Source organism: Polynucleobacter sp. MWH-Berg-3C6 (genome assembly GCF_018881855.1).
Taxonomy (GTDB): Bacteria; Pseudomonadota; Gammaproteobacteria; order Burkholderiales; family Burkholderiaceae; genus Polynucleobacter.
Window position 1 is genome coordinate 593925 of record NZ_JACVPN010000001.1, and the last position, 13347, is coordinate 607271.

Sequence of the window (13347 nt, forward strand, 5' to 3'; positions counted from 1 at the left end):
GCAATAGGAGTTTTATGGTTGGACTGCCGCAAGTAATTAAATCATTTGGATTAGCTCTAGTGGGAACGATGCATCCAAGGATGTTGTGGCTAAGCTTGCGACCATTCTTGATCATATCGGTTCTTTGGGGTTGCTTAATTTGGCTCACATGGACTCCTGCACTCGCCATTCTGAGTGAATTTCTAACTAACTCTCTTTTTACCAATTGGATTCAAGAAGGCTTGATTTGGGCTGGCTTTGAAAACGCTAGAGCGTGGATTGCTCCTTTATTTTTTGTGATGTTGATTATTCCGCTGATCACTATTAGCTTGTTAGTGTTGATTGCCTTTTCGACGGTTCCAACCATTGTGAAGATTGTGGTGAGACAAGCGCACTATCAGGACTTGGAAAGCAAGCGGGGCGGCAGTTTATTGGGTAGTTTGATTTATACCTTATGGTCCGCATTGATCTGTCTTGCCTTGGTAATGCTGACGTTGCCAGTTTGGTGGGTTCCTCCGCTAGTAGCTGTGCTGCCACCATTACTTTGGGGTTGGTTAACGATGCGCCTGATGTCTTACGATGTACTTGCTAAGCATGCCAGCGTGGAAGAGCGCGATGAGTTACTAGAAAAATATCGTTGGCCTTTGCTCTGTATGGGCATTGCCTCTGGAATGCTTGGGGCAGTTCCCACATTCTTCTGGGCTACATCTGCGCTAGCCTTAGTTTTATTTCCGATTGTGAGCTTTGTTGCGCTTTGGATTTATTCTCTGATCTTTGTATTTGCCGGTCTTTGGTTTAGCCACTTCTTATTAGATGCTTTAAAAGAGCTGCGGCAAGAAGAATTGGATAAAGCCTTAACAGTGCAATCCCGTATAGTTGATATGGAACTTCCTTACCATGGTTGATGTAACAAAAGCAGTTGAAGTAGATATGCCCAATAAAATGCAACGCCGCTTTGGCTTGATTGTGATTGGCGATGAGATTCTATCTGGCCGTCGTCAAGATAAACATATGGCGACATTGATTGAGCTCCTGAATGAGCGCGGCTTAAGTCTGGCATGGGCAAAGTATGTTGCCGATGATCCTGAGCAAATTACAGCAACACTCAAAGAAAGTTTTGCAAGCGGTGATGTGGTGTTTAGTACTGGTGGTATTGGTGCGACACCGGATGATCACACACGTCAATGCGCAGCATTGGCGTTAGGAACAACAATAGCATTGCATCCAACTGCCCAAGAATTGATTGCAGGCCGTATTCAGACGATGGCAGAAGGCGACCCCATCAAAGCAGATTTAAATACACCCGAGAATCAACATCGCTTCAAGATGGGTGAGTTTCCGATTGGTAGTGACATCATTCTCAATCCCTATAACCAGATTCCGGGCTTTCGGATTAAAGAACATCACTTTGTTCCTGGCTTTCCAGTCATGGCTGCGCCAATGATGGCTTGGTGTTTAGATACGCACTACCAAGATCTCTTTCATCAAGAAAATTGGGCAGAGCAGAGTTTTATTGTTCCCAAAGGAATTGAATCCGCCTTAACTCCATTAATGGAGCGTATAGAGGCTAATTTTCCGGGCGTGAAGGTATTTAGTCTCCCCTCGGTGGGTGATGCCAAAAAGGGTGGTGTGTACGCCCAGCGCCACATTGAGCTTGGCATCAAAGGCAATGCCGACCTGCTAGGCAGCGCTTGGATCGCCCTCAGAACAGGCACCCAAGAGCTTGGCTACGAAATCCACGATATCAACTAAATATCAGCCCATATTTTTGCACTAAAGTAGTGCAAAAAGGGTGTTTTTACCCAGTTGTAGGGGTAATCTAGCACTTTAATAGTGCAATAATGGGGGTTCCCATTTGTTTGCTTCAGTAAATTACATACATCCATTAGGCATGTTTGGTGCCTGGAATAAACAAGGGTGTATGCCTTAGGTTTGAATTCCGAATTTAGTTAATAGAGGAGATTTGCATGACGAAGACCGTCGCTGATGTGATGAAGTTAGTTAAAGAGAAAGAGTGTACTTTCGTTGATTTCCGCTTTGTGGATACAAAGGGTAAAGAACAGCACACGACAGTTCCTATCTCTGCTTTTGACGAAGATAAATTTGAGAGCGGTCATGCATTTGATGGTTCTTCTATCGCTGGTTGGAAGGGTATTGAAGCTTCTGACATGTTGCTCAAACCAGATCCAACAGCTGCTTATATTGACCCATTCTATGAAGAGCCAACATTAGTGTTGACTTGCGATGTCATCGAGCCAGCTGATGGCAAAGGTTACGACCGCGATCCACGTTCTATTGCAAAACGCGCTGAAGCATATTTAAAGAGCACTGGCTTAGGTGACACAGCTTACTTTGGTCCAGAGCCAGAGTTCTTCATTTTTGACGGCGTTCGTTGGGGTGCTGACATGCAGGGTTGCTTCGTGAAGATTGATTCCGAAGAAGCTCCATGGTCTTCTTCTAAAGAAATCGAAGGCGGCAACACTGGACATCGTCCAGGTAAAAAGGGCGGCTACTTCCCAGTTGCTCCTGTAGACACATTCCAAGACATGCGTTCTGAAATGTGTTTGATTCTTGAATCATTAGGTATTCCAGTTGAAGTTCATCACCATGAAGTTGCTGGTCAAGGCCAAAACGAATTGGGTACGAAGTTCAGCACATTGGTACAACGCGCTGACTGGACTATCTGGCAGAAGTATGTTGTTCAAAACGTAGCTCACGCTTACGGCAAGACTGCAACCTTTATGCCTAAGCCAGTAGTTGGCGATAACGGTTCTGGTATGCACGTTCACCAATCTGTTTGGAAGAATGGCGAGAACTTGTTTGCTGGTAATGGTTATGCTGGTTTGTCAGAGTTCGCTCTGTTCTACATCGGCGGCATCATCAAGCACGCTAAAGCATTGAACGCGATTACTAACCCAGGTACAAACTCATACAAGCGTTTGGTTCCAGGCTTTGAAGCTCCAGTGAAGTTGGCTTACTCAGCACGTAACCGTTCTGCTTCGATTCGCATTCCACACGTTCCAAGTCCTAAGGGCCGTCGTATCGAGACTCGCTTCCCAGATCCATTGGCGAACCCATACCTCTGCTTCTCTGCTCTGTTGATGGCTGGTTTGGATGGCGTGCAGAACAAGATTCATCCAGGTGAAGCTGCTGACAAGAACTTGTATGACTTGCCACCAGAAGAAGATGCAAAGATCCCAACCGTTTGTGCAAGCTTGGAAGAGGCATTGGAAGCATTGAAGAAAGATCACGAGTTCTTGACTCGCGGTGGTGTATTCACTGAGTCCATGATTGATGCATATATCAATTTGAAGATGGAAGATGTCACACGTTTCCGTATGACTACACATCCGATCGAATTTGATATGTATTACTCCCTGTAAGCGAAGGAAAGAACTTGAGCGCAGGTCTGTTGCGCAATTCGTTCAAGGGAGCAGCTTCGGCTGCTCCTTTTTTTCCGACATTGCTTGATCAGATGCCCAATGCCATCGTGGTATTTGCGGCTGAGAACCAACAATTGGTTTATGTGAACCCGGCTGCCGAGACGGCACTGGATTTATCTCGTAAATCACTTGAGGGTCAGTCTGTGCATGATTTATTTGGCGATACTGGTGCCTTAAATGACATGATTTCAGAAGTGAAGCTGGGTCATGTTCAGGCGCAACGCCAAGAGATGGTTTTGCATTCATTACCAGGAAGCATTCATCAAGATTCCATACCGGCGCACGTAGTCATTGCAGCGCTTGATGACCCAGATCTCATCATGATGGAGTGGTTCCCCATTGACCAACAGTTGCGCAGTGAGCGCGATGAGCGTGTGACGCAACAAGTTGAAGCCAATAAACAATTAATGCGTAATTTAGCGCATGAGATTAAAAACCCATTGGGTGGAATTCGTGGTGCAGCTCAGTTATTGGAGTTTGAGTTGCCAGATAAAGGCTTACGTGAGTACACGCAAGTCATCATTAAAGAATCTGACCGGCTACAAACACTGGTAGATCGTTTGCTAGCCCCGCATCGCAAAGCCCATGTGATTGAGGCGTTCAATGTGCATGAAGCGCTTGAACGGGTTCGCAGCCTGGTTTTGGCAGAGTTTCCCAAAGGCTTAAAGATTGTTCGTAACTACGACACGAGTCTGCCAGATTTGATGGGGGATCGTGAGCAACTCATTCAGGCGGTCCTGAATATTGTTCATAATGCCGCTCAGGCTTTATCTGAAGAGATTAGTCAGGGCGTTGCCCAAATTGAATTAAAAACCCGTGTGGCGCGTTCTGTCACGATTGCAAAGAAGCGCTATAAGTTAGCAATGGATTTGCATGTGATTGATAACGGACCAGGCATTCCAGAAGAGATTATTGAGCGCATTTTCTTTCCCTTGGTATCAGGGAGAGAGGGTGGTAGCGGCCTGGGTCTGACCTTGGCTCAAACCTTTGTTCAGCAACATCAGGGCTTTATTGCTTGTGAAAGCCGCCCCGGACGCACCGATTTCCACATTCAAATTCCATACCGTAGGCAGGAGAAGATATCATGAAACCAATTTGGATCGTCGACGATGACCAATCAATTCGCTGGGTTCTAGAAAAAGCCTTGGCGCGAGAAAACATCCCGCACAAGAGCTTCTCCAATCCCAATGATGTGCTCAATGCGCTTGAGAAAGAGTCTCCTCAGGTTCTGATCTCCGACATCCGTATGCCACGTGGTAACGGCTTAGATTTGCTGCAGCATGTCAAACAAAGCCATCCTAATTTGCCAGTCATCATCATGACTGCGTATTCAGATCTCGATTCTGCGGTCTCATCATTTCAGGGTGGTGCATTTGAGTACCTCACCAAACCATTCGATGTGGAAAAAGCAGTTGAACTCATTCATCGTGCAGTAGAGCAGGGAATTAGAAATGATTCAGGCTCTAAAGAGTTAACAGCCTGGAGGCAGGATGCTACTGAGATTATTGGTCAAGCACCTGCTATGCAGGAGATCTTTCGTGCAATTGGTCGCTTGGCTCAATCTCATGCCACGGTATTAATTACAGGTGAGTCAGGAACTGGTAAAGAGTTGGTGGCGCATGCCTTGCATAAGCACAGTCCAAGAGCAAAGGGACCATTTGTATCGCTGAGTACTTCAGCAGTTCCCAAGGATCTTCTTGAGTCTGAGTTATTTGGTCATGAGCGTGGCGCCTTCCCAGGTGCACAGACATTGCGTCGTGGCCGCTTTGAACAAGCTGATGGCGGAACCTTGTTCCTCGGTGAAATTGGTGACTTGCCATTTGATTTGCAGACACGCCTCTTACGAGTTTTGTCAGATGGTCATTTTTACCGCATTGGCGGACAAGATCCGATCAAGGCAAATGTCCGCATCATTGCCTCCACACATCAAAATCTGGATACGAGGGTGGCTGCCGGATTCTTCCGTGAAGACTTATTGCATAGCTTAAATGTGATCCGCCTGCGCATGCCTTCATTACGTGAGCGTAGTGAGGATATTCCAATGCTGGCAAGACATTTCATGTTGACCTGTGCCAAATCTTTAGGGGTTGAGCCTAAGAAACTTTCCGATGAAGTCTTAAAAGAAATTGCGACCATGCCATTTCCGGGTAACGTTCGTCAATTGGAGAATCTCTGTCATTGGCTGACAGTCATGACGCCTGCAAATATTATTGGCGTTAGTGATTTGCCGGCAGACATCATGGCAGAGGCTGGAGAACAGCCAGTTATCTTGCACGGCGAATCTTCCCCGATAAATCCAGCAGCTTCAAAAGTCGCTGCGGGTGACTGGGAAAGTGGGCTTGGACGCTTGGCTGCAAAGATGCTGCAAGATGGTGACAAAGAGGTCTACGATGCACTATGCTCACGTTTTGAGAAAGCAGTATTGCAAGCAGCACTAGAGGTAACGCGTGGCCGCAGAGTCGAGGCAGCACAGCGCCTTGGTATTGGACGCAATACGATTACACGGAAATTGCAGGAACTGGGGATAGATGACTGATTCAATTCGAATTGCGGCGTGGAATGTTAATTCCTTAAAGGTTCGCCTTCCACACGTACTTCGTTGGTTGCAGGATCAGGAATCTAAGAAACAGCCAATTGATGCTTTGTGCTTACAAGAGCTCAAGCTCACAGACGATAAGTATCCCCACCAAGAGCTAGAGGCAGCGGGCTATCTTAGTCTGGCTGCCGGACAAAAGACTTATAACGGCGTCGCTATCATTGTGCGCAAGGCGGCACTTGCACCGATTGCATCTGATGCAGCCACCAGTTTTCTGAAGCCAATCAGAAATATCCCCGCAAATACAGACGAGCAGCAGCGCATATTGGCTGCGACCATTCCATTTGCAGGCACCAAACCTATTCGACTGGTTTCAGCCTACTTCCCAAACGGGCAATCACCCGATAGCGATAAATTCGTTTACAAACTTGATTGGTTAAGCAAACTTCAAACCTGGTTAACCGAAGAATTGCAACAAAACCAACGCTTAGCTTTATTGGGCGACTTTAATATCGCCCCAGCCGATGCTGATGTCCATGACCCTAAAGCATGGGAAGGGCAGAACCTGGTTTCGCCACCAGAAAGAAATGCATTCCAAGAATTAATCAATCTGGGATTCTCCGATTCATTCAGAATGTTTGAGCAAGCACCCAAAACATTTAGTTGGTGGGACTACCGAATGATGGGCTTCAGAAGAAATGCGGGTATGCGCATTGACCATATTCTTTTAAGCGAAGACCTAAAAGAAAAGTGCAGTGCTAGCGTAGTTGATAAAGAGCCCAGAACCTGGGAGCAACCATCAGACCATGCCCCAGTGATCGCAACCATTCAAAAAACTTAAGCCAAGACAACTTAAGCCAAGACAACTTAAGCTAATCTTGCATCCATGATGCCCATTTTGTACTCCTATCGCAGATGTCCTTATGCCATGCGCGCTCGCATGGCATTGAAGTATGCCGGCATTGCCCTTGAGCACCGCGAGATTGCATTAAGAGATAAACCCAAATCGATGCTCCTGGTATCACCCAAAGGCACTGTTCCTGTGCTGTGCGTCGATGGACAAGTGATTGATCAAAGCTTAGACATCATGCATTGGGCATTAGATAAATCCGATCCAGATGGCTGGAAGCATGTGGATGAGAAAGTTGCCAACAGCTTGATCGAGAAAAATGATGGCCCCTTCAAAACACTCCTAGATCAATATAAGTATCCCAATCGTCATCCAGAGTTAAATCCAGAGGAAGTTCTCAGTACGGCAATGGAGTTGATGTTAAAACCCATCGAGACTACGCTACACAATCATGAATACTTATTAAGTAATAAGCTGTCTTGGGTAGATATAGCCATCTTCCCATTCATTCGGCAATTTGCAGGTGTTAATCCGACAATATTTAAGGGGTTACCACTTCCCAAAACAAGAAAGTGGCTAACTCAACAGATAGAGTCTGAGCTCTTTAATTCCATCATGGAAAAGCATCCTACCTGGGTTGATTAGGCTGTTGCCTAGGCAGGCAGTCTTTCGGGTCTAAATTGAAACCCAGCAGCAGCAATGGTGGGGGTTTTGTCTTATAGGAATTAGATTAGTTATTGAATAAAGTATTGATATAGTGTGGTATTCCATGGGTTATAAAGCTTGGATTCAAGGAATTTTTACCCTATTCATATAAAGCCTGAGGCTGGGAGATTTAAGTGATTTTTAAAAGAATTTTGATTGGAATATTTTCTATTTCAATAGTCATTCCTCCGGTCTTTGCGCAAAGTAATTCTGCCTCCACTCCAAAAAAGCCAAATATCGTTTACATCCTTGTTGATAACACCGGATGGGGCGCATTTAGTGTTTATGGTGGAACAGTAGCTACACCAAATATTGATAAGTTAGCAAATCAAGGCATTCGCTTTAATAACTACAACGTCGAAGTGCAGTGCACACCCTCGCGATCTGCCATCATGACTGGTCGTCATCCTGTTAGATCTGGAACCTCATCGGTTCCTTGGCCCGGTCAGGGAAAAGCAGGTATGGCGCCATGGGAGTACACCATCGCGAAGTTACTTTCTGATTCTGGCTATGCCACTGCTCTGTACGGAAAATGGCATCTTGGAGATACTCAGGGTCGTATGCCGAACGATCAAGGTTTTGATGAATGGTGGGGTATTCAAAATACTTGGGATGAAGCAGGTTATACGCAGTGGCCTCTATTTAAGGAGAGCGGAGTTCCTGCGCCGATGGTTTGGGAGGGTAAGAAGGGTCAGAAATCTAAGCCAGTGATGCCTCTTGATCTCAAGATTCGCCCAATCATTGATGAAAAGTATATTGTTCCTAAGACTGTTGAGTTCATCAAGCGTAATGCGGCAGCCGATCAACCTTTCTTTGTCTATATGGGTTATTCCGAGATGCATGAACCCCCGATGGCTAACCCTAATTTTGCCGGTAAGTCGACTGCACGCGGCGGACTCTTTGCTGATCTTGTTGCTGAAATGGACTATCGCGTTGGTCAAGTGATGGATGCTGTTAAAGAGGCAGGTGTTGAAGACAACACCATCTTTATTTTCAGCAGTGATAATGCAGGCGGTGGAGCAAGCCCTCAGATTGGGGGTGCTACTAACGGACCTTGGCGTGGTGATTTCTTCAATACGCCATTTGAGGGAAGTATGAGAGTCCCTGCAATGATTCGTTGGCCAGGAAAAGTGCCCTCGGGCGTAGTGACTGAGCAAATGTTTGCTGCTGTTGACTGGATGCCAACAATTGCTGGAATGGTGGGCTCATCCAATTTAGTACCCAAGGATCGTCCTATTGACGGGATTGATGCTTCCCAATTTATGCTGGGAAAAAGCAAGACAACTGGGCGTGATATTTATCCTTTCTTTGGCACTGATGGTGAGTTGATGTCAATTAAATGGAAGACATATAAGATGATCTTTCGTTATGCAGAATCTCCCGTTTCCATTCAAAAGCCTTATGTGAAGCCACAACTCCCAATGGTTTATGACCTCACTAGTGATCCTCATGAAGACAACAATCTCATGTATACCGATCTAACTCTTGGGTGGGTTTATGCTCCAAGCCTTAAGTGGATTGAGGGATACGAGCGAAGCGTTAAGGAGTATCCCAATATTAAAGTCGGTGAAGACTTTAAGGGTTACCCAAAAAAGTAACTTTGCATGAAAACTCTTAAGCGAGCCCGGCAATATTCTGCCGGGCCTTTTTTTCTTATAAGCATTCTCCTCTTTTCTTTGCAGGCCCATGCAGACGAGGGCGGCGTCCCATTCTGGATGTCGGGCCAGTATGCGAGTATGGCTGCAGTCCCAATGGCAACAGGATGGTCTTTAGTAGCAATGCCTTATGTTTATAGCGGTAGTGCAGATAAGTCAAAAACATTTCAACGCGGCTCAAGTCTGAATGCCGGTCTAAGCACTAGAGAGTCTTTAGTTCTAATGCAGTTGGGTTATGTTGGTGAGGAAAAAATTCTTGGGGGGCAGCCTTATCTCGGTTTTGGTTGGGGTCCAGGCTCAAACACCACTACTGCATCCGTAAGCACTACACATCCAAGCACACAATTTAATCGCGCCAATACCAGCAATGGGGTTACCGATATCTATCCACTAGCCAGTCTGACTTGGAATCAAGGCAATAATAATTTCAAGACTTACATAACAGGTGATATTCCAATTGGCACTTACAACTCAACAAGTCTCTCTAGTATCGGTATTGGTCATGCTGCAATGGATGCAGGTGGTGGCTACACTTACTTGAACAATACTACCGGCCTGGAATTCTCCAGCGTAGTAGGGGCAACTTATAACTGGATGAATAATCAAACTAACTATAAGAATGGCATCGACTCCCATTTGGATTGGTCTCTCTCTCAATTTGTATCGCAAAACTGGCAGGTTGGTATTGCAGGATATGTTTACTATCAACTCACTGCCGACTCTGGGAGCGGGGCCAGATTGGGTGCCTTTAAGTCTCAAGTGACCGCCATTGGCCCGCAAGTCGGGTATCTATTTAATATCGGTAAAAAGCAGGCTTATATCAATCTACGGGCATACAAAGAGTTTTGGGCTCAAAATCGGGTTGAAGGATATGCAATGATTTCAACCATCAGTATTCCATTAGGAAAGTAGCAATACGATGAATATGCGTCGCATAGGTATTTTGATTGCAGCACTTGCAGTTTTAGGAATTGGCGCATATCTGGTTTGGAGTAACTTCTTTTCAAAACCTCAGCAGGCGGCCCCTCAAATTCTTCTGGGCGATGGTGTAAAGGGTCCCAAAGGAATGGCCTGGATTCCTGGCGGTGAATTTTTAATGGGTAGCGATCATCAAAAAGCTCAAGCCAACGAGCGGCCAACTCATAAAGTCAAAGTATCTGGATTTTGGATGGACACGACTCATGTCACCAACGATCAATTTGCACAATTTGTAAAAGAAACTAATTACAAAACGACTGCAGAGCAAATTCCCGATTGGGAAACCATTCGTGTACAACTTCCACCGGGAACACCAAAGCCACCAGCTTCAGTCTTTGTGCCTGGCGCCATGGTTTTTGTTGGTACCAAAGCAAAAGTGAATCTCAATGATTACTCGCAGTGGTGGGCATATGTGCCGGGTGCAAGTTGGAGGCATCCAACTGGACCGCAAAGTCATATTGATGGCAAAGGGAACCATCCGGTTGTGCAGATCAGTTATGAAGATGCATTGGCTTATGCAAAGTGGGCTGGCAAGAGATTGCCCACTGAGGCCGAGTGGGAATTTGCAGCCCGCGGTGGCTTAAACCAGGCTACCTATGTGTGGGGTGATCAGCTAGAGCAGGAGGGAAAACTGCCAGCCAATATTTGGGATGTCAAAAAGCAAGCATTTCCTGTGGTGAGTCCAAAAGCTGGTGGAGCGATTGGCACTAGTGCCGTAGGAACTTTTCCTCAAAATGGCTACGGCTTATTTGAAATGACAGGCAACGCCTGGCAGTGGGTTGCTGATTGGTATCGCGCTGATTACTTTGTGCTGCAGGCTAAAGAGCATGGCAACAACATGATTGATAATCCTAAGGGGCCAACTAGTTCATATGACCCTGATGATTATGGTGTTCCGCCAAATGCTCCAAAGCGAGTCATTCGGGGCGGATCATTTTTATGTAATGAGGATTACTGCCAATCCTATCGTCCTAGCGCTCGCCGTGGGGCAGATCCCTTTAGCCCAATGTCACATTTAGGATTTAGGCTGGTCAAGGATGCTCAGGGTGACCCAGTCACTCGCTAGCGATTAGGCCAAGCCACCATGGCGCAGCAGAGCATCAATGCTGGGCTCTCTGCCACGAAAGGCTTTAAACGATTCAGCAGCAGGACGACTGCCACCCACTTCCAGGATTTCTTCGCGGTAACGCGTTCCAGTCTTGGCATCCAAAACGCTACCAGTCAGCTTTGCCGCTTCTTCAAAGGCGGAGTAGGCATCAGCAGAAAGTACCTCCGCCCATTTATAGCTGTAGTAACCAGCAGCATAGCCGCCAGCAAAGATATGACTGAAAGAATTAATCCAACGAGAGATCTCAGGTTGCGGAATGATGTTGTACTCATCAGCAATGCTTCTAGAAACATCGAGTACTGCATGCCCTTTAGCGTCTTTTGCATCAAAGCTAGAATGCAAGCGCCAGTCTGTTAACGACATCACGATTTGACGTAGGGTTGCTAAACCGTTTTGGAAGTTCTTGGCAGCCAGAATTTTGTCAAAGAGTTCTCGTGGTAATGGTTTGCCAGTTTCTGCATGCGCTGTCATTTTCTCGAGCACTTCCCATTCCCAGCAGAAGTTTTCCATGAACTGACTTGGTAATTCGACGGCATCCCATTCAACACCATTGATACCAGATACACCTAAAGCGCTGACTTGTGTCAGGAGGTGATGTAAACCATGCCCACTTTCATGGAAGAGGGTAATGACATCATCATGAGTGATTGTCGGTTGGCGCAATACGCCATCCACCTTCACTGGAGGCGCAAAATTACAGACAAGATAAGCCACTGGCACTTGGATTTCTCCATTAGGTAACTCTCTGCGGCCACGGGCATCATCCATCCAAGCCCCACCGCGCTTACCAGGGCGGGCGTAAGGATCTAGATAGAAGTAAGCCCGTATTTTTCCGGCTTGGTCTTTAACAGCAAAAGATTGCACATCAGCATGCCAAGTCGGCAAGTCTGAAGCTTCAATCTTGACGCCAAATAATGTCTGAATGACTTGGAATAAACCATCTAAAACTTTTGGTAATGGGAAGTATTGCTTGAGTTCATTTTCTGAGAATGAGTAACGCGCTTGCTTTAAACGTTCAGCGGCAAATGGAATATCCCAGGGATCAAGTCCATTTGTAAATCCTAGCTCTGCTTTTGCGTACTCACACAACTCCTGCCAATCTTTTTGGGCAAACGGTTTTGATTTGATTGCAAAGTTTGTCAGAAAGAGATCTACCTCATCAACAGTATTGGCCATCTTCGGTGCCAAGCTCAATGCTGCATAATTTGCAAATCCCAGCATACGGGCTTCTTCATCGCGCAGACGCAACTGATCCAACATGTTCTGGGTGTTGTCCCAATCAAGCTTACCTTTGGCATATTGCGGTGCCAGCTCTGAGGAGCGTGTGACATAAGCTTGATACATGAGACGACGCAGTTCTCGATTTTCGGAATACTGCATCACTGGATAGTAAGAGGGGAAGTGCAGGGTAAAGGCCCAGCCTTGCAGACCCTTTTGCTGCGCAGTATCAGCCGCTGCAGCAATAGCATCATCAGGCAAGCCAGCAAGATCAGCTTTATCGCTTACTAGATGAACAAAGCCATCAGTCGCATCTAAGACGTGATCTGAGAAGGCTTTGCCTAGAACAGCTTGCTCATCCTGGATGGCAGAGAAGCGCGGCTTGTCAGCATCACTTAACTCTGCGCCACCTAAACGAAAATCGCGCAAGGAGTTTTCAATCACTTTTTTCTGGGCACGATTGAGTCTTGCAAAATCAGGACTATTTTTAAGTTCTTTAAATTTCTTGTAGAGCGCTAAGTTTTGTCCAAGGCTGGAAAAGAATGCCGTGACCTCCGGCAGCATCTCTCCGTAGGCGGTGCGCAACTCTGGAGTATCAGCCACGCTATTGAGATGGGAGATAACACCCCAAGATCTTCCTAGCGCTTCGGTCGCATCTTCTAGGGGCTCTGCTAATTGATTCCAGCTTGAGGGTGTCTGAGGATCAGTCGCAGTATCTACAGCATCTTGCGCATGCTTGAGCAAGAACTGAATTGCAGGGGCAATATGCTCGGGCTTGACTTGTGAGTATGCGGCAATGCCACGACCAAAAGTCAGGAGCGGATTATTTTGTAATGCGGCAGGTAGGGCAAAGAGGGCTGTAGTCATATCCTCTA

The 13347-nt window shown here is 46.3% G+C and carries 11 protein-coding genes; 10 read left to right on the forward strand and 1 reads right to left on the reverse strand.

The annotated features are described in order from the left end of the window. Positions 1–14: 14 nt before the first annotated feature. The 10 genes from ICN13_RS03080 to ICN13_RS03125 all read left to right on the forward strand — a co-directional run bounded on the left by ICN13_RS03080 (position 15) and on the right by ICN13_RS03125 (position 11212). Positions 15–884, forward strand: a complete 870-nt coding sequence (locus ICN13_RS03080) for an EI24 domain-containing protein (protein ID WP_216138911.1) — start codon at positions 15–17, stop codon at positions 882–884. Next, positions 877–1731 (forward strand): molybdopterin-binding protein, encoded by an 855-nt coding sequence (locus ICN13_RS03085; RefSeq protein ID WP_216138912.1) that lies wholly within the window; start codon positions 877–879, stop codon positions 1729–1731. Before ICN13_RS03080 ends, ICN13_RS03085 begins: the two co-directional genes overlap by 8 nt. Positions 1732–1946: 215 nt before the next feature. Continuing rightward, a complete protein-coding gene (gene glnA, locus ICN13_RS03090; protein ID WP_087909795.1) occupies positions 1947–3362 on the forward strand; it encodes a type I glutamate--ammonia ligase in 1416 nt (471 codons plus the stop codon). 26 nt (positions 3363–3388) lie between these two features. After that, positions 3389–4510, forward strand: a complete 1122-nt coding sequence (glnL, locus tag ICN13_RS03095) for a nitrogen regulation protein NR(II) (protein ID WP_370622957.1) — start codon at positions 3389–3391, stop codon at positions 4508–4510. Then, the gene (ntrC, locus tag ICN13_RS03100) at positions 4507–5958 is read left to right on the forward strand and encodes a nitrogen regulation protein NR(I) (RefSeq protein ID WP_216138914.1); all 1452 of its coding nucleotides are present in this window, start codon (positions 4507–4509) and stop codon (positions 5956–5958) included. The genes glnL and ntrC overlap by 4 nt, the downstream gene beginning before the upstream one ends. Next, the gene (gene xth / locus ICN13_RS03105) at positions 5951–6799 is read left to right on the forward strand and encodes an exodeoxyribonuclease III (RefSeq protein ID WP_216138915.1); all 849 of its coding nucleotides are present in this window, start codon (positions 5951–5953) and stop codon (positions 6797–6799) included. The genes ntrC and xth overlap by 8 nt, the downstream gene beginning before the upstream one ends. A gap of 45 nt (positions 6800–6844) precedes the next feature. After that, positions 6845–7453 (forward strand): glutathione S-transferase, encoded by a 609-nt coding sequence (locus tag ICN13_RS03110; protein WP_216138916.1) that lies wholly within the window; start codon positions 6845–6847, stop codon positions 7451–7453. 194 nt (positions 7454–7647) lie between these two features. After that, positions 7648–9111 (forward strand): arylsulfatase, encoded by a 1464-nt coding sequence (locus ICN13_RS03115; protein WP_216138917.1) that lies wholly within the window; start codon positions 7648–7650, stop codon positions 9109–9111. A gap of 138 nt (positions 9112–9249) precedes the next feature. Next, positions 9250–10080 (forward strand): transporter, encoded by an 831-nt coding sequence (locus tag ICN13_RS03120; RefSeq protein WP_216138918.1) that lies wholly within the window; start codon positions 9250–9252, stop codon positions 10078–10080. Positions 10081–10093: 13 nt separating this feature from the next. Continuing rightward, positions 10094–11212: a formylglycine-generating enzyme family protein gene (locus tag ICN13_RS03125; RefSeq protein ID WP_216139278.1), complete on the forward strand. Its 1119-nt coding sequence runs from the start codon at positions 10094–10096 to the stop codon at positions 11210–11212. Positions 11213–11215: 3 nt separating this feature from the next. Here ICN13_RS03125 and ICN13_RS03130 read toward each other — a convergent pair whose 3' ends face one another. After that, positions 11216–13339, reverse strand: a complete 2124-nt coding sequence (locus ICN13_RS03130; RefSeq protein ID WP_216138919.1) for a M3 family metallopeptidase — start codon at positions 13337–13339, stop codon at positions 11216–11218. Positions 13340–13347: the final 8 nt, after the last annotated feature.